The sequence below is a fragment of the Nocardia uniformis NBRC 13702 genome (assembly GCF_001613345.1).
In the GTDB taxonomy this organism is placed as follows: domain Bacteria; phylum Actinomycetota; class Actinomycetes; order Mycobacteriales; family Mycobacteriaceae; genus Nocardia; species Nocardia uniformis.
Genome location: NZ_BDCE01000067.1, coordinates 85998 through 102839 on the forward strand (window position 1 = coordinate 85998; position 16842 = coordinate 102839).

Here is a 16842-nt window from a genome sequence, read left to right on the forward strand (position 1 = left end):
TCATATGGGGCATTCGATCAGCACTGATCACGGATAGATCACGCATATCGGACTCATAGATACAAGCCCCTAAAAGTCGTGGACCGGTGCCGATCACGTCGCTAGCCTCACCGACCATGACCTTGCGTTCGATCCCCGCTTCCATGGACCCAGCGGTGGTCGCGACGATCGACGGCGAACTGGACCGGATCGAGCGCGACCACCGGGTCGACGTCCGCCTCGCCATCGAAAGTGGCAGCCGGGCTTGGGGTTTCCCCTCCCCCGACTCCGACTACGACTGCCGGTTCGTCTACGTCTCGCACATGGACGACTACCTGACGCCGTGGCGCGGGCGCGATGTCATCGAGACACCGCTGGTGGACCTGCTAGACGTGAACGGCTGGGAACTGGCCAAGGCGCTGCGACTGCTGGTGGCGGGCAATGCCGTACTCATCGAATGGTTGATGTCGCCGATCGTGTATCGCGGCGATACCGAATTCCGCGATGAATTGCGGGAACTGGCCGATGCGGTGGCCGACCGCAACCGGGTCGCAATGCATTATCTACACCTCGGCCGACGCCAGTGGAAACTTTTCGAAGCGAATCGCTCATTGAAGAAGGTGTTCTATTCATTACGCCCGGCGATGGCTTTGCGATGGCTCTGCGAACATCCCGATGCGGCGGTCGCGCCTATGCATCTGCCGACATTGCTCGAACAATGCGATCTGCCCGTCGATTTCGTGACATCGGTTCACGAATTGACCGAGCTGAAGTCGAAGACCCGAGAAATGGGGTCGGGGGCCGTTCCCGCACCGATCGCCGATTTCATCGATACCGAATTCGAGCGGGCCCCAGCGATGTTCGTCCCCGACCGTGGGCGGGACCTGGGGCCCGCGCGAGCGCTGACCGCCGACTTCTTCAGGCGTCAGGCGCTCCAACCACGCTGACCTGGAGGGCCTCCGGGCCGGGTTTGGTGCGCCGCACCTCGAACCGCACCCGCTGGCCCTCCTCCAGCGACCGGAATCCCCGTCCCTCGACGGCGGTGTACTCGACGAAGACATCGGGACCGTCGTCGTCGGGGGTAATGAAGCCGAAACCCTTCTTACTGTCGAACCACTTCACAGTGCCGCGCACCATTCCCACACCTTCTCGAACGTAGCCCTGACCGGATTGGCACGGCCCCGCCCGTACCGGGTCCAGAGTGGCACGCGACTCCTCGGCAAACAACCGGGTGTCGGGAAGTCGGGGGCGGCACGCGGGAGGATTGTGGTCGTGGCGGGCCGCCGGTACGGTGTCTCCCGGTCTCCTGGCAAACAACGCGGGCGGGGACCAGCCCGGCTGCCTCACCGCGCGCTGCGCCCATTCGCCTTCTCCCGCCACGGTGCACTTCCTGGCCCAGTCGCACATCCCCGGCCGCAGCCTGCACGCCCCTGTCTCCAACCCGCACAGCCCCTACAGGCGGTCGAGACCGGTGCCCGCTCAGCCCGACCTCAGTGGGCGGGGCTCACCGACCCGAATGCCGTCGAATGCGCGGCAGCCCATTCGGCGTACGAATGCGGAGCACGGCCGAGTAGCCGCTCCACGTCGTCGGTCAGCACCGCGTTGCGGCCTTCGCGCACATAGCGCTGCCCGGCCAGTGCGCCGTCGGCGAATTCCACCGACATGCCCGCCGCGAGCATGTGTTGGCGGGCGGCGTCCTCCGGGACGTCGACGACCTCCACCTCACGGTCGAGGACCGTCGCGAGGATTGCGGCCTGGTCCGGTGCGGTCAGCAATTCTGGACCGGTGAGGGTATAGATCTGCCCGGAATGTCCCGTGCCGACCAGGGCTTCCACGGCGACGGCGGCGACATCGCGCGGATCGACGATGCCCTGGGTACCGGCGCCGGTCAGGTTGGGAACGGGTTGTCCGGCGCGCAGCGGATCGGTCCAGCTGAGTGAGTTGGAGGCAAAGGAGCTGGGGCGCAGGATGGTCCACTCCACGCCGCTGCCGCGGACAGCGTTCTCACCGGACAGGTGCCAGGTGCCGACCCGGCCCAGTTCCGGATCGCCGGTTCCGATGGCCGACAGCTTCACAATGCGGCGGACCCCGGCGGCGACGGCTGTGGCGATGAGCGCTCGATCGGTATCGATGTCTTCCGGACCGAGTACGCCGACCAGGAAGACCGCGCGAGCCCCGTGCATGGCCGCGGCCATCGAGGCGGTGTCGGCGTAGTCGCCGCGCACCACCTCGACACCCGTCGGTGTGTGCGCCCGCGCCGGATCTCTCGTCACCGCGCGAACCTGCTCGCCGCGAGCGGACAACTGTCGAACGATCTCACTGCCGATGGTGCCGGTAGCACCCGTAACCAGAATCATGTGCACGATCCTGTCCGGGTGAGGGCCGGGAGCTATAGGAAATTTCGGCACAGCCGCGGCGACCGGAGACGACCTAGAATGACCTGGTGACCAGCATGCTCGCACCCGCTCGGAACGCCGACCTTCTCGAATCGCCGCTGCCGGTTCCGGAGTCGCTGCGGCCGTGGTTCGCCGAGTTGGGTCGCATTGCGATGGTCACCGATACGCCGCAGGCGCTCTTCCATATTCCACAGGTGACGACCACGATCATGCTGCAGACCGAGATTTCCGGTCGCGGAGCGGCATTCGTCATCGGACCGCAGACCCGAGCGTCCTACTGGACGGCGGATCGTCCCGGCGGATGCCTGCGAATACGGTTGGCCCCGGGCACAACTCGTCAACTGCTCGGCATCTCTACAGCCGATCTCGCGGACAGAATGGTCCACCTCGGCGATATGCCCGGCGCGGTAGGCGAACTCGCGGACGAGTTGCTGACACTTCCTTCTGACGAGGTAGTTCCATTCTTGGAAGCTGCTCTGCCACAACGTATTTCCGAGACCTCCACCCAGCGCGCGCATCGCGACCTGCTACGCAGCGCGGTCGAGGCGATCACCGGAAGTGCGGGCACACCGGTGCCCGACCTGGCCGCCGATCTCGCGGTGAGCGAGCGGCAGTTGCGCAACCTCTTCAACACCGGGATCGGACTGTCCCCCAAGCACTTCGGGCGCATCTCCCGAGTTCGACAGGTAATCGCGCACGGTGGTTCGACGCCGTGGGCCGAAGTCGCCTCCACCGCAGGCTTTTACGACCAATCACATCTGTCGGCGGACTTCCGATCACTGATGGGCGTACCGCCGGCCATGTTCTTCCGAGGCGACCTGCCCGCCCCCGCCCACTGCCGGAACAATCCAGGGCGAGAACGCTATTCGAGCGAACAGGCGGCCGCATAGGCCTCCGCCAGTCGTTCGGTCGGCCGCTTACCCGGCCGATCCGGGTATGGGATACCCAGGTGGGATTCGCGGAGTTCGTCCATGAACTCGTCCCAGAATTCCGGCCCTCCGGCCGCCATCAGCTCCGCGCGCACGCGCAAGCGCTCGGTGGTGGGCCGATGCCGCACCCCCCACGCGCCGAGATGGGCGATGGTGGGTACCAGTTCGATGGCGGCCCCGGTGAGCCGGTATTCGAGCTTCTGGCCGCGCTCGGCGTCGTCGCGGCTCAGCAGGCCCGCGGCGACCAGGCGCTTGAGCCGGTCGGAGAGAATATTCGAGGCGATGCCCTCCTCGGATCCGGCGAGGAGTTCGCGGAAGTGCCGGCGATTGCCGAACATGACGTCCCGCAGTACGAGCAGGGTCCACTTATCGCCGATCACCTCGATCGTGGCATTGATCGGACAGCCCGAGCGCGCCTGCACGGCAACCTCCCTCACGAACCCTATCGAAGAAACTGATTGCAGATTACAACCACTCACGATACAGTTCGTCCTACCGATTGCAAAACACAATCACTTTGAAGGGAAAGATCATGCCTCGTCTCCGCGTCCACAACGTCTCCATCTCCCTCGACGGGTATGCCGCCGGGACCGACCAGGGGGTGGACGACCCCCTCGGCGTCGGCGGAGAGCAGCTACACGAATGGTTTTTCGCCACCGCGTACGGCAAGGAAATGATCGGCGAATCGGGTGGCACGACCGGGATCGACAACCGGCATCTGATCGAGGGTGACGCGGGTATCGGCGCAACCATCATGGGGCGCAATATGTTCGGGCCGGTGCGAGGCGAATGGCCGGACCACTCCTGGAGCGGCTGGTGGGGGCCGAACCCGCCGTACCACCACGACGTGTTCGTCATGACCCATCATGTGCGACCGTCCTTGCCCATGGAGGGCGGCACCACCTTTCACTTCGTGAACGAGACGCCCGACGCGGTGCTGAAACGCGCTTTCGAGGCTACGGGCGGTGCGGATGTCCGCCTCGGCGGCGGCGCCTCGACCGTGCGGCAGTTCCTGCTCGCGGGGCTGGTGGACGATATGCACCTGGCGATCGCGCCGGTACTTCTCGGTGCGGGCGAGCGGCTGTACGACGATCTGGGCACGCTGCCGGGATACGAACTCGACCGTGTCGAGGCGGGCGAGGGGGCCACCCACGTGCACTTCACCAAGATCGGGTGACACACCGGGATCGGACGGGAACAATGCGGGAGTGGGCCGCCCGCGCCCACGTCGAGTGGGAGGACTTCCATTGGCGCGCATTCCCGGTATCAAAGCCAGGCTGACCGATCGGTTCCCCGGCCTCGCCGATTCACCCCTCCCTATTCCGACCCTGGCGGAGACGATCGCCGCTCGCCGACACTTCTTCGGCGACGCCATCGATCCGGAAACCGGTGCGGTACGAGAGAATAAGGTCGCGGCGGCTTGGTTCGGTTGCGCTGGATTCGCGATTGCCATGGGCGGCAATATCTTTCTGCTCGACGCCTGGGTGCCGCGCGGCATGACCTCCGGATACGTACCCACCACCCCCGCCGAACTCGCGGCCCTGCGCCCCGCCGCCATCTTCATCGGCCACGGGCATTTCGACCACGCCGCCGATGCCGGGCCCATCGCGCAGGCCAGTGGCGCGGTGATGCACGGCACCGCGGCGCATTGCGCGACCATTCGCAAGCAGGTCGCCTTCAAACCCGAATTCGACTGTGTGGAACTGGGTTCGGATGCGTCACTACCCGGCGAACGCCACGACTTCGAACTCACCCCCGGCCTGCAGGTGACGGCCATCCGCCACCTGCATTCCGCCCCCACCCGCCGTGGCCCCGAAGCCTCTGCGCGGGTCTCTCCCCGCCCCTGCCTCGGCGACGTCCGCACCCATCGCCCCACCCTCGCCGACGCCGCCCACCTGGCCCGCAATCTCTCCGCCCCCGAGGGCGGCACTCTGCTCTACCAGTTCCGCACCACGAATTTCACTCTGACCTGGCATGACTCATCCGGTCCACTGGCCGACAGAGCACCCCACGTACTCGACGTCCTGCGCGACCTCCCGCCCTCGGACGTCCACATCGGCGCGGTCCAGGGCTTCAACCAGTTCACCAACGGCCTGCGCGACCCCCGCAATTACATAGAAGCGTTGCGCGCCAAGGTGTTCATCCCCAACCACCACGACAACTGGCTACCCCTCATTACCGCCCGAGGCGAAGCGTTCCGCACGCCCCTACATGCCGAGATAGCGAAGCTACCGGAGGTGTCGCGCCCCGAAATCCGAATGCTCATCGACCCGGACGATTACGTATCTTCCGCACTTATGACATTCGAATAATCCTTCCGCCGCAGTGCATTTCGACCACAGACCGCCGCTGCGGTACGTAACCTGCTCGCATGTGGAGCATTGCCGCCGTTTCCGTAGTAGCTGTCGTAGCCATCGGCCTGGGATTTGCTGTGGGCCTACCCAAGGACTAATTCCGCACCATCGAATACCAGCCAGCCATTAGCCACCCCTCCAGGTCGCCCGTCCACTAAGTTGGCGCAATGCCGACGACCGCACCCAACGAGCGAGCCCAGGTAGCCGCGGCCTCCCGCCGCCTGGCCGAGGCCGGCCTCCTGATCGGCACCGCGGGCAATGTCAGCCTGCGCGCGGGCGACCTCATAGCCGTCACCGCCACCGGAACAGTCCTGGCCGACACCACCGCCGACCAGGTCACCGTCGTAGACCTGGACGGCAGCGTAATCGCGGGCAACCTCGCCCCCACCTCCGAACTGCAACTACACCTCGGCATCTACCGCGAATTCCCTTCCGCCGGAGCCGTAGTCCACACCCACGCCCCCAAATCCACGGCGATCGGCTGCGTACTCGACGAACTCCCAGTTCTCCACTACCAGCAATTGCTCCTCGGCGGCGTAACCCCCGTGGTCCCATTCCGCCCCTTCGGCACCCTCGAACTCGCCACCGCCGTTCTGAACGCCCTCCAGGGAAAACAGGCCGCCCTCCTAGCCAATCACGGCGCCGTCACCCTCGCCCCCACCTTGGACAAGGCAGTCGAACACGCCCTACTCCTCGAATGGGCCTGCACCCTCTACCTGGACACCGCCATCCTGGGCACTCCCCGAGAACTCACCCCCGAACAACAGCAGGCCGTCATAGAAATAGCCCTCCGCACCGGCTACGGCACACCCAAACCCGTTGAGAAAGAACCTCGATGAACATCGTTACCCTGGGCGTCCACGTCGTCGACATCCTCGTCCGCCCGGTAGCGGCTCTGACTGAAGGGCAGCTAACCACCCTTGTGGAAGACATCCGTATCACCCCCGCGGACACCGCCGCCGGAACTGCTGTAATCCTCTTTTCAGCCGGATTTCTGCGAGCTGTCGGCCTAGGCCGTTCCCTCCCTGAGGCGACCCGACCAGCCAGTGCCACGGCCGCTCTCGTCGCCCGAGGACTCGGAACCGATCACGGCAGCTTCGACCTCACAGCCGTCGAAGGCTTCGCCAGATCGACACCAACCCGCACAGCGCAGAGTTAGACGGGATACCCGTATTCACAAGAATCAGCGCCATCCACAGGCCAACCATTTTCGCAGGACCATCCCCGACACAGCCATGCAGACTCCTCCATCCTCGATCTGTGATCCGAACGCGTTCAGAACTACTCGGTGAAGGGATTTCGCCGACCACTATCGCCGACCGTTGCCGCCGTGGCGAATACATCCGTCTGCTCCCCGGCACGTACTGCCTCGCAGCACCAACCGCACTCACCAGATGCCGGGCAATCGTTGCCTGGCTGCCCAGCGCGATCATCACCCACCGCACCGCGGCCTGGTTACAAGGCATGCTGCCACAACCAACCCTGTTCGAAGCCACCGTACCGAAATCCATGTACCGAAAGACACCACCGTGGCTGCGCCTCTATCGCCGTGACCTGCCATGCGAGTGGACCGGCGAGACGTGGGATCTTCCGACCACGTCTCCTGCACCAACCCTGCTGGATTGCCTCACCGTCCTCTCCAGTACAGATGCCGACCGCTTGGTCGACGAAACCCTGGGCCGTACCGTCGCCCTACACGACGTGCTCGACCTGTGCCGGACAAGTAGACGCGGCTCCCCCGCTCTCCGAAGGCAATTGCACGAAGCCGCGCTGCACGCAGCCTCCGACCCCGAACGCCGTTTCGCCAGAGCCCTCACCAAACGCGGCCTCAATCTCCTGAACAACCACTGGATCGGCCAGTACTGCTGCGACTTCGTCGACGAGCGCTCCCGCACCATCATCGAAATAGACGGCCGCGAATTCCACAGCGCGCCAACAGTCTTTCGCAGCGACCGCCGTCGACAGAACGCCCTTCTCCTCGACGGCTGGTTGATCCTGCGCTACGCGGCAGCCGATGTATACGGCGCGTTGGACGCCTGCGTGGATGAGGCGGCAAATGCGATCCGGCGACGACGTAGAGGGAAGCCAGCGCACTGATCCGGCCTAAACGTGCACCCTCGATTCCGCACAGCCAGATTCAGCCCACTTGTGCGGGAAAGTGCACGAAAACGCCGCCACCCCTCCATCACAATATGCGCCGCCCGCTGCGATTCATACTCACGCACGCCGCTTCGACGCCTGCAGCAGACCGCGAAGCTCACCAGGCTGGAGCCATCGCGGTCCACGATGAATCATCCTGTGGCAGTTGGAACAAAGCAGGATCAGATCGGACGAGCGAGTGGAAGTCTCCCCCGAGGCGTGGAGTGGAACGACGTGGTGGCATTCGATGTAGCCGTTGCCGCGCTCGCCGTAGACCGCTTCGAAATCGAAAGCGCAGACTTCACAACTGACTCGCCCGTGAACGCGACGGAATTCGATAATCTTCTTGCTCCGCGCCTTGGGATTTCGTTCGCGGCGATAGTGCAGGGCTTCCAATAGTCGGCCTTCGCGAACACTTCCGCTATCCTCGACGGGCGCATCACCGAGCGGCACGTCGGCGTCGAACTGCCCAGCGGATACGGATCGTCGGATCAGTTCCGCTGCTGCATGCATCTCTACGGGTGCGGCCAGGAAGTCATCCAGCACCACCCGGTCCAACTTTCCACCACGGGTCTTTTTCCCGAGGTAGCCCGGATAGTGCGTAGCGATATCAGTGGTCTTACGTGACACGCTGTTCGGGCTGCGAAACTTCTGATCGCGCGCAGTGCGTGGATGGATCGGCAGTGACCGCAGCAGATCTGAAAGCTCAGTGACCGCGAGATCGTGTTCTCGCAGCTCACGCCCACCGTTCTGAAATACCAGGTCGCATGCCAAGATCAATTCATCCCGTGTCCACGCCGGGTTCCGAGCCATGTGAACCACATTAGGTTCAGACCACACCACCAGCAAACAGTCTGGTTCGTTCCGGTTTGGTAAAGGTTGGTCGACCGCTCAAATGTACGGCGTCGGTGATGGTGCACAAGGGATTTCGGCGACCGTGCCCGGGGCGAACGTGTTCAGTACCAGCGCTGCAACAGTCGGGTCGACGGAAACGGAATTGTGCCCCGCCAAGTTCGCCGCGCACACGTCCTGCAGCACAATATTCGTCGCGTTCGGCGCATCTCGGATTCCACTCGTGTACGGCACCACCTCTTGATCCGCTCGGGTTACCAGGTTGGTGTAGTGCACCTCCGGTGCGTAAACGCCTGCAGCCTGGAGATTTTGGATGAAGTCGGAGATGGGAAGCATGTCTACGCAACCCTGGCAGGTGGGGCGGAGGGCGGCGAAGACTGCTTGGTCGGCGTGAAGGCCGTAGACCGCGTTGACGAGGGGGTCGGCGGCGTGGGTGCCCTGCCAGATGGGGGCGAGGTTGAAGGTTTGGTCGACTACCTTTGCGCCGCCGTCGAAGAGGAGGTAGTTGGCGGCTACCAGGGTGCCTTGGGACCAAGTGACCATGTCTACTTTTGCGGCACCGGTGGATTCGAGGACTCGGGTGACGAAGTCGCGTAATTCGAGGCTGGACTGAGGGATTGGCTCCATGCCGCCCGCTCCGGCAATGGGTGCCCCTTGGCCGGGGTAGATGCCGTAGGTGACGGAGTAGACGCAGTAGCCGTTGTTGTGGAGGAGCGGGGAGAGGGCGGGCCAGCCTGCGCCGTTGCCGGTTATACCGTGGACCAGGACTACCGGTTGGGGGTGGGCTGCAGTGGGGACGCAGGTCCAGTCGTTGCCGCCGGGTGGGTTGTAGGGGGGCTCGGCGGTGTTCACGTCGGCGAACCATTGGGTTACCGAGTAGTTGACCGGAAGCTGGTTGGGGGCCGCGGAGGCGGGGGCCGTGGCGAGGAGTAGAACGGCCGCCGCGGTCAGGGGAAGGCCGATACGACTACAGATCCGACGCAAGTGAAGTCCTCCGCGGGTCGATGCTCCCAATGGCGTGACCGAGCGGTCGCTGAGCGACCGGTCGATACCTTAGCGGGCATATTCGGGCGGAGCAGACGTGAAACGCGGAGCGGCGGTTGGGAAAATCGGGTGATCAGACGCCCGTGGCGAGGGCGCGCATACAGCGCACGGCGACGGCCGCGGGGCCCGCGGTGGGCAAGGTCGTATCGAGCGCCCACTCCTCCAAGGCGATGCGGATGGCTCCGGCGGCGGCTGCGGCGAGCAGGCGCACGCGGAGAGGATCCGTGCCGGGGCCCGCCAAATCGCCCAGCACTCGGGCCAATTCGCGTTCGGCCTCCATATTGATGCGGTGCCATACCGCCCGCAGGGCCGCATCGTCATCCATGGCGCGCAGCAGTCCTCGGGTCAGTTCCAGATCGTCGCCGTCGTCGATGGCCATCGACCGGACCGCCGCGGCCTGTAGTTCGTTGACCCTGGGTAGCCGACGGGGGCCAGCGGCGATTATCTCCAACCAGCGTTGCGCACCGGTAGCCAACATGGGTTCGACAGCGTCTTCTTTGGTGCGGGTGTACCGGTAGAGGGTGCGCAAGGCGATACCCGAGGCGTCGGCGATCTCCTCGGCCGTGACGTCGGCGGTCCCGCGTTCGGCGAAAAGGCGAGCGGCGGTGCGGGCGATATCGAGGCGAGTTTCGGTCTTGCGACGCTCGGCCAGGGTCGGGCGAGAGGTTGTCACAGCACCTCCTTTCAGGGCGAATCCCTCCGATCCTAGCTCGATCCCGGTCTTCGGGTGCCATCATGGCACGTTGTGCCATTCGGGCGTAACGTGTCAATCGGGCATTTTGGAGACAATGGAGGAGATTCAATAATGGAGCGTTTTACCGATCGCAGGGTCCTGATCACCGGTGCGGGCTCCGGCATCGGCCGGGCGACCGTGCATCGGATTCTGAGTGAGGGTGGGCGCGTGGTCGCCGCCGATATCAGCGAGAGCGGGCTGGCCGAGACCGCCAAGCAGGCTGCCGCCACCGGGACCGCCGACCGACTCAGCACGCTGGTGATCGATATCGGCGATGAGGAGTCGGTGCGGTCCGGTGTCGCCTCGGCGGTGGAAACCCTTGGTGGGCTTGATGTTCTGGTGAATGCCGCGGGCATTCTGCGGTCGGCGCATACGCATGAGATGCCTCTCGCGGACTTCAATCAGATTATTTCCGTCAACCTCACCGGCACCTTTCTCATGATTCGCGAGGCACTGCCGGCGCTGCTGGAGTCGGAGGACAAGGTGATCGTGAACTTCACCTCCACCTCGGCGTTCTTCGCGCACCCGTATATGGCTGCGTACGCGGCGTCCAAGGGCGGGATCATGTCCATGACCCACGCGCTGGCTGCGGAGTACAGCAAGCAGGGGCTGCGGGTGGTGGCGGTCGCGCCCGGTTCCATTTCCAGCGATATGACCGATGGGAAGGGCCCCGGCCTGCCCGCCGATGCCGATATAAATCTGTTCATGAAGCTGATGCCGGGTATCGGCCAGGGCTTCGCCTCCCCGGATACCGTCGCCGGTGTGGTCGCCATGTTGGCTTCCGAGGATGGAAAGTTCATTACCGGCACCGAGATTCGCATCGATGGCGGCACTCACTACTGATTTCCGGAGATCGTCGCCGCCACACCGTCGAGGATGATTTCGAGGCCGAAGGAGAAGTCCTCGTCGGTGGTGTCGGCGACCTCGGGTGCGGTGAAGAGGCCCGAGGCGAAGAGTTCGGCGACGTCCGGGAAGCGTTGCGGGTCGACGAGGTCGGACAGGTCGCGGCTGTAATTTCGTAGCGCCTGCACCTCGTCGAGAGCCGCTGCCCGCCTTGCCTGTTCGAGTTGGTAGCCGGTAATGAAGGCTTGCCGCACATAGCCGCCGACCAGGGTTATCACGCCGATTTTGGCAGACCAGCCCAGAGTGGTGTCGCGTAGAGCACGCAGACCCATATCCATCCAGCCCAGCGCGTTCGGGCCGCGTGGCGGCCCGCTGATCGGCAGCTGAATGAGCCACGGATGACGGCGGTGGACCGCCAGGTTGGCCCGCGCCCATTGACGCAAGGATGTCCGCCACTCCCCCAACACGCCAAGCGATTCCGGCGGCAGACCGACGGCGTCGTCGCCCATGAGAACCATGAGCTCATCCTTCGAACCGATATGGCGATAGAGCGACATCGGCGTAACCGCCAGGGCCGCGGCGATCTTCGGAAGGGTCGCACCCGCCAATCCGTCACGATCGGCCAGCTCCACGGCCACCTCGACAACGCGCTTCACATCCAAGGCGGCCGGACGACCCAGGCGCGTCCCAGCGGATAGTCGCCACAATCTCGCCAGATCGTCGGGTACCTCCGGTTCTGACATGGGTACACATTCTCCTCTCGGCCATCGTGGGCTCTCGCCACCCCTGCGGCAAGGGATTAGTATGTCGCTTATAGTATAAGGCATATACTATCAATAAGGCCGTTCAACCAGGAGAAACTATGGATACCCACGCACTCCGCCGCACCGCCGGAATCGCCGCCATCATCGGAGCCGTCCTACACCTGGTGGAGCTCCCCCTCTATTTCGTCTACAGCGGACCGCCCCCGGACTGGAATATCTTCATCCGCAGCCTCTTCGGCTTGACGGGCCTGACCATTCTGATCGTCTTCATGACCGGATTCGGCACGCTCGTCAAGCGCGCGGATCCGCGCTACGACTGGCTGGCCACCCTCGTCACCACCGCCGGGTTGATGTGGGTGACAGTCGTTTTGGTGTCCATGGGCCTCGAGGTCGGCGCGGCCATCCAGGCACCGGAACCCATCGATCCGACCATCGCCGTCTCCGGCACCTACATCCTCTACGGCACGATTTCCCGGCTACTGGAGGGATTGTTCCTGGTGGCCTTGGGATTCGCGGTGCTGCGCACCCGGATGCTCCCGGACTGGGTCCGACGATCCGCCTTCATCCTGGCGGGCGTCAACTTCGTCTTCGTACCCTCGCTGTTCTTCGGGAACAACCCGGCGAACTTCTACGCCGCCAACGGCTGGGGCACCACGGCCACGGTCGGCGGCCTCACCATGCTCTGGTTGCTCGCCATCGGGGTTGCCCTCACCAAAGAGTCATCCCTGAGAACTACCCGACCCTGAAATTTTCCGAATTCGTGCCAGCACCATGCCATTCCGAAACGAATTGCGGCACAGTACAAGCCATGAAGTCGACCAAACTCGTTTCTCCCCGACGCAAGCTGGCCCGACTAGCCGTCGCCGGTGCGATCGCCGCGATCCCCCTTGCCGCCCTGGCGGTTCCGGCCTCGGCCGAGATCACCCTCGAACCCGAGGTCACCGAGGTGGCGCACCCGCACCATAACAACAACAACTATCCCTGGAACAACAACCGATACCCTTGGGAAAACCGAAATTCCTGGGATAACCGAAACCACTGGAACAACGACGATTGCGATCGTCACGGCCGCGGCCACCACCACGACCGGAACCACGACCGGAACTTCCCGCGCAACGTACTCCCGCGCGGATCCTTCGGCAGCAGCTGACAGCGCATACGAAAAGGCCCGGCATCGAAACCGATGCCGGGCCTTTTCAGCAGTTACGAAACCCTACGCGGTTTCGGTGATCGGGCGATCGACCCAGCTCATCAGGCCGCGCAGCTTGGCGCCGGTGACCTCGATCGGGTGCTCGGCATTGGCCTTGCGCAGACCCTCGAGCTCCTTGTTGCCGCCCTCGACATTGGCGACGAGGCGCTTGACGAAGGTGCCGTCCTGGATATCGGTCAGGATCGCCTTCATGCGCTCCTTGGTGCCGGCGTCGATAACGCGCGGGCCCGACAGATAGCCACCGAACTCGGCGGTGTCGGAGACCGAGTAGTTCATCCGCGCGATGCCGCCCTCGTACATGAGGTCGACGATCAGCTTGAGCTCGTGCAGCACCTCGAAGTAGGCCATCTCGGGGGCGTAGCCCGCCTCGACCATGACCTCGAAACCGGTCTTGACCAGTTCCTCGGTGCCACCGCAGAGCACGGCCTGCTCACCGAAGAGGTCGGTCTCGGTCTCTTCCTTGAAGGTGGTCTTGATGACGCCGGCGCGGGCACCACCGATGGCCTTGGCGTAGGACAGCGCCAGGGCCTGGCCCTCGCCCTTCGGGTCCTGATCGACGGCGATCAGGGCCGGAACGCCCTTGCCGTCGACGAACTGACGACGCACCAGGTGGCCGGGGCCCTTCGGGGCGACCATGGCGACGGTGATGAAGGCCGGGGCCTTGATCAGACCGAAGTGAATGTTGAGGCCGTGGCCGAAGAACAGCGCGTCGCCGTCCTTGAGGTTGGGCTCGATGTCATTGGTGAAGATCGACGCCTGCGCGGTGTCGGGGGCGAGCACCATGATGACGTCGGCCCACGCCGAGACCTCGGCGGGAGTGCCGACGGTCAGACCGGCCTCTTCGGCCTTCGGGCGGGACTTCGAACCCTCGGCCAGGCCGACGCGCACGTCGACGCCGGAGTCGCGCAGGCTCAGCGAGTGGGCGTGACCCTGGCTGCCGTAGCCGATGACAGCGACCTTGCGGCCCTGGATGATCGACAGGTCAGCGTCGTCGTCATAGAACATCTCGACTGCCACTTTGGGTTCTCCTTCTTGGATTCTGTGTCTGAGTTGTGTGGATCCCGACCAAAAGCATGCCGGGATGACGGGGTTTCAGCCGCCGCGACCGCCGGTTACCAGCGAGTCGCGGCGGTGGACTACTAGCGAGTCGCGGTAATGGACTTGGGTCCACGACCGACGGCGACCACTCCGGACTGCACGATTTCCCGGATGCCGTACGGCTCCATCATGCGCAGCAGCGCGTCCAGCTTGGACCGCGTGCCGGTGGCCTCGATGGTCAGCGCGTCGGGCGAGACGTCGATCACCTTGGCGCGGAACAGGTTCACGGCCTCGATCACCTGGGTGCGGACGCTGGCGTCGGCGCGCACCTTCACCAGGATCAGTTCGCGGGCGACGGAGGAATCCGCGTCCTGCTCGACAATCTTGATGACATTGACCAGCTTGTTGAGCTGCTTGGTGACCTGCTCGAGCGGCAGGTCGTCGACCGTCACGACGATTGTCATGCGCGAGATCTCGGGAATCTCGGTACTGCCGACGGCGAGCGACTCGATATTGAAGCCGCGGCGGGAGAACAGGCTCGCGACGCGCGCGAGCACACCGGGCTTATCCTCCACCAGCACGGAGAGGGTATGGGTGGTGCTCATTCCTCGGTCCCCTTCTGGGCGCGCTCGTGCGCGTTGAGCGTGGCCTTCTCGTGCAGCATGGCCTCGTGGATGACGGCCGGTTCCTCCACCGACTCGTCATCGTCGAACAGCGGGCGGATTCCGCGCGCGGCCATGATCTCGTCATTGGAGGTGCCGGCGGCGACCATCGGCCACACCTGCGCGTCCTTGCCGACGATGAAATCGATCACCACGGGGCGGTCGTTGATCGACTGCGCCTCGCGGATGGCGGCCTCCACATCCTCTTCCTTCTCCACGCGAATGCCGTAGCAGCCGAGCGCTTCCGCCAGCTTCACGAAGTCGGGGATGCGCAGGGTGTGGGTGCCCAGATCGGTGTTCGAGTAGCGCTTCTCGTAGAACAGGGTCTGCCACTGGCGGACCATGCCCAGGTTGCCGTTGTTGATCAGCGCGACCTTGATCGGCACGCCCTCGACGGCGCAGGTGGCGAGTTCCTGATTGGTCATCTGGAAGCAGCCGTCACCGTCGACCGCCCAGACCTCGCGGTCCGGTGCGCCCATTTTCGCGCCCATGGCGGCGGGCACGGCGTAGCCCATGGTGCCGAGGCCACCGGAGTTCAGCCAGGTGCGCGGCTTCTCGTACTTGATGAACTGGGCGGCCCACATCTGGTGCTGGCCGACGCCCGCGCAGTAGATGGCGTCGGGTCCGGCCATCTGGCCCAGCTTCTCGATGACGAATTCCGGCGACAGCGAACCGTCGCTGGGGGTCTTCCAGCCCAGCGGGTACGACTTGCGCACGCCGTCGAGGTACTTCCACCACTCCGAGATCTCCACCAGCGGAGCAGAACCGGAGGCCGGATCGGCCTTGAGGGTTTCGATGAGTTCGGTGATGACCTCGCGGCAGTCGCCCACGATCGGGACGTCCGCGTGCCGGTTCTTGCCGATCTCCGCCGGGTCGATATCGGCGTGGATGATCTTGGCGTTGGGCGCGAAGGAATCCAGCTGGCCGGTGACCCGGTCGTCGAAGCGCGCGCCCAGGGTGATCAGCAGATCGGAGCGCTGCAGCGCCGCGACCGCGCCGACGGTGCCGTGCATACCCGGCATACCCATATTCAGGGTGTGCGAGTCGGGGAACGCGCCGCGCGCCATCAGGGTGGTGACCACCGGAATACCGGTCAGCTCGGCCAGTTCGAGGAGCTCGGGCGAGGCGTCGGCCTTGATGACGCCGCCGCCGACGTAGAGCACGGGAGCCTTGGCTTCCATGATCATCCGCGCGGCCTCGCGCACCTGCTTACCGTGCGGCTTGGTAACCGGACGGTAGCCGGGCAGCCGCATCTCCGGCGGCCAGCTGAAGGTGGTCTGCGCCTGCAGCACATCCTTCGGGATATCGACCAGGACGGCGCCCGGGCGGCCGCTGGAGGCCAGGTGGAAGGCCTCGGCGAGGATGCGCGGGATATCGATACCGTCGGTGATCAGGAAGTTGTGCTTGGTGATCGGCATGGTGATGCCGGAGATATCGGCTTCTTGGAAGGCGTCGGTACCGATCAGCGCACGGCCGACCTGACCGGTGATGGCCACCAGGGGCACCGAGTCCATCTGGGCGTCCGCGATAGGCGTCACCAGGTTGGTCGCACCCGGACCGGATGTGGCCATACACACACCCACCTTGCCGGTTGCCTGGGCGTAGCCGGTCGCGGCGTGACCCGCGCCTTGCTCGTGCCGGACCAGCACGTGGCGGACCTTGGTGGAGTCGAACAGTGGATCGTAGACAGGAAGGATCGCACCGCCCGGAATACCGAATACCGTGTCCGCGCCGAGCTCCTCGAGCGATCGGACGACCGACTGCGCGCCGGTGACCCGCTCGGGCGGGACCTGTCGGCGATTCGGGGCGGCCGGAGCCGCGGTCGGCTGAGTGGCCGAGGGCGCGGGCCTGCGGGCCGAGGGCCCGGGCCGGGCGGTAGGTGCGCTCACCGTCTTGGTT

Annotated in this window: 19 protein-coding genes; 9 read left to right on the top strand and 10 right to left on the bottom strand. The window is 64.8% G+C overall.

All coding sequences use genetic code 11. The annotated features are described in order from the left end of the window. Window positions 1-116: 116 nt before the first annotated feature. Window positions 117-926 (top strand): nucleotidyltransferase domain-containing protein, encoded by an 810-nt coding sequence (locus NU1_RS25205; protein WP_157552999.1) that lies wholly within the window; start codon window positions 117-119, stop codon window positions 924-926. Here NU1_RS25205 and NU1_RS25210 read toward each other — a convergent pair. Both NU1_RS25210 and NU1_RS25215 read right to left on the bottom strand, forming a co-directional pair. Then, complete coding sequence (locus tag NU1_RS25210; RefSeq protein WP_067524886.1) at window positions 898-1116, bottom strand: cold-shock protein; 219 nt, start codon at window positions 1114-1116, stop codon at window positions 898-900. The genes NU1_RS25205 and NU1_RS25210 overlap by 29 nt on opposite strands. Before the next feature lie 353 nt (window positions 1117-1469). Further along, window positions 1470-2336, bottom strand: coding sequence for an NAD(P)H-binding protein (locus NU1_RS25215; protein ID WP_067524888.1), 867 nt, complete (start codon window positions 2334-2336; stop codon window positions 1470-1472). Window positions 2337-2431: 95 nt separating this feature from the next. Between NU1_RS25215 and NU1_RS25220 the strand changes: the two genes are divergently transcribed. Beyond that, a complete protein-coding gene (locus tag NU1_RS25220; RefSeq protein WP_067525081.1) occupies window positions 2432-3265 on the top strand; it encodes an AraC family transcriptional regulator in 834 nt (277 codons plus the stop codon). On the opposite strand, the gene NU1_RS25225 is transcribed toward NU1_RS25220, so the two are convergent. Beyond that, window positions 3238-3726: a winged helix-turn-helix transcriptional regulator gene (locus tag NU1_RS25225; RefSeq protein ID WP_067524890.1), complete on the bottom strand. Its 489-nt coding sequence runs from the start codon at window positions 3724-3726 to the stop codon at window positions 3238-3240. The two genes, NU1_RS25220 and NU1_RS25225, sit on opposite strands and share 28 nt — an antisense overlap. Window positions 3727-3836: 110 nt before the next feature. On the opposite strand from NU1_RS25225, the gene NU1_RS25230 reads away from it, so the two are divergent. The 4 genes from NU1_RS25230 to NU1_RS25245 all read left to right on the top strand — a co-directional run bounded on the left by NU1_RS25230 (window position 3837) and on the right by NU1_RS25245 (window position 7755). Beyond that, a complete protein-coding gene (locus NU1_RS25230) occupies window positions 3837-4481 on the top strand; it encodes a dihydrofolate reductase family protein (RefSeq protein ID WP_067524892.1) in 645 nt (214 codons plus the stop codon). Between the two features lie 70 nt (window positions 4482-4551). After that, window positions 4552-5616 carry an MBL fold metallo-hydrolase gene (locus NU1_RS25235; protein ID WP_067524895.1) on the top strand — a complete coding sequence of 355 codons (1065 nt, stop codon included), beginning with the start codon at window positions 4552-4554 and terminating at the stop codon, window positions 5614-5616. 209 nt (window positions 5617-5825) lie between these two features. Beyond that, a complete protein-coding gene (locus NU1_RS25240) occupies window positions 5826-6497 on the top strand; it encodes a class II aldolase/adducin family protein (protein ID WP_067524897.1) in 672 nt (223 codons plus the stop codon). Between the two features lie 421 nt (window positions 6498-6918). Further along, a complete protein-coding gene (locus NU1_RS25245; RefSeq protein ID WP_157553002.1) occupies window positions 6919-7755 on the top strand; it encodes a type IV toxin-antitoxin system AbiEi family antitoxin domain-containing protein in 837 nt (278 codons plus the stop codon). 120 nt (window positions 7756-7875) lie between these two features. Here the strand turns inward: NU1_RS25245 and NU1_RS25250 are convergent, their stop codons facing one another. The 3 genes from NU1_RS25250 to NU1_RS25260 form a co-directional block, all read right to left on the bottom strand. Continuing rightward, window positions 7876-8610, bottom strand: a complete 735-nt coding sequence (locus NU1_RS25250; RefSeq protein ID WP_067524899.1) for an HNH endonuclease — start codon at window positions 8608-8610, stop codon at window positions 7876-7878. 78 nt (window positions 8611-8688) lie between these two features. After that, window positions 8689-9633, bottom strand: coding sequence for an esterase/lipase family protein (locus NU1_RS25255; RefSeq protein WP_169815134.1), 945 nt, complete (start codon window positions 9631-9633; stop codon window positions 8689-8691). Between the two features lie 133 nt (window positions 9634-9766). Then, a complete protein-coding gene (locus NU1_RS25260) occupies window positions 9767-10366 on the bottom strand; it encodes a TetR/AcrR family transcriptional regulator (protein WP_084521784.1) in 600 nt (199 codons plus the stop codon). A gap of 132 nt (window positions 10367-10498) precedes the next feature. On the opposite strand from NU1_RS25260, the gene NU1_RS25265 reads away from it, so the two are divergent. Continuing rightward, on the top strand, window positions 10499-11269 hold the full coding sequence (locus NU1_RS25265) for an SDR family NAD(P)-dependent oxidoreductase (protein WP_067524901.1): 771 nt from the start codon (window positions 10499-10501) through the stop codon (window positions 11267-11269). On the opposite strand, the gene NU1_RS25270 is transcribed toward NU1_RS25265, so the two are convergent. Then, window positions 11263-12012, bottom strand: coding sequence for a TetR/AcrR family transcriptional regulator (locus NU1_RS25270; RefSeq protein WP_067524903.1), 750 nt, complete (start codon window positions 12010-12012; stop codon window positions 11263-11265). The two genes, NU1_RS25265 and NU1_RS25270, sit on opposite strands and share 7 nt — an antisense overlap. A 119-nt stretch (window positions 12013-12131) precedes the next feature. Here NU1_RS25270 and NU1_RS25275 point away from each other — a divergent pair, with 119 nt between their 5' ends. Both NU1_RS25275 and NU1_RS25280 read left to right on the top strand, forming a co-directional pair. Continuing rightward, the gene (locus NU1_RS25275; protein WP_067524905.1) at window positions 12132-12779 is read left to right on the top strand and encodes a hypothetical protein; all 648 of its coding nucleotides are present in this window, start codon (window positions 12132-12134) and stop codon (window positions 12777-12779) included. A gap of 62 nt (window positions 12780-12841) precedes the next feature. Further along, window positions 12842-13183: a hypothetical protein gene (locus tag NU1_RS25280; protein ID WP_067524908.1), complete on the top strand. Its 342-nt coding sequence runs from the start codon at window positions 12842-12844 to the stop codon at window positions 13181-13183. Between the two features lie 63 nt (window positions 13184-13246). Here NU1_RS25280 and ilvC read toward each other — a convergent pair whose 3' ends face one another. The 3 genes from ilvC to NU1_RS25295 form a co-directional block, all read right to left on the bottom strand. Then, entirely contained in the window at window positions 13247-14248 is a 1002-nt protein-coding gene (gene ilvC, locus NU1_RS25285) for a ketol-acid reductoisomerase (RefSeq protein ID WP_170264277.1), read from the bottom strand. A 134-nt stretch (window positions 14249-14382) separates the two neighbouring features. Then, on the bottom strand, window positions 14383-14886 hold the full coding sequence (ilvN, locus tag NU1_RS25290) for an acetolactate synthase small subunit (protein WP_067524913.1): 504 nt from the start codon (window positions 14884-14886) through the stop codon (window positions 14383-14385). Next, window positions 14883-16832, bottom strand: coding sequence for an acetolactate synthase large subunit (locus NU1_RS25295; protein WP_067524915.1), 1950 nt, complete (start codon window positions 16830-16832; stop codon window positions 14883-14885). The genes ilvN and NU1_RS25295 overlap by 4 nt, the downstream gene beginning before the upstream one ends. Window positions 16833-16842 lie beyond the last annotated feature (10 nt).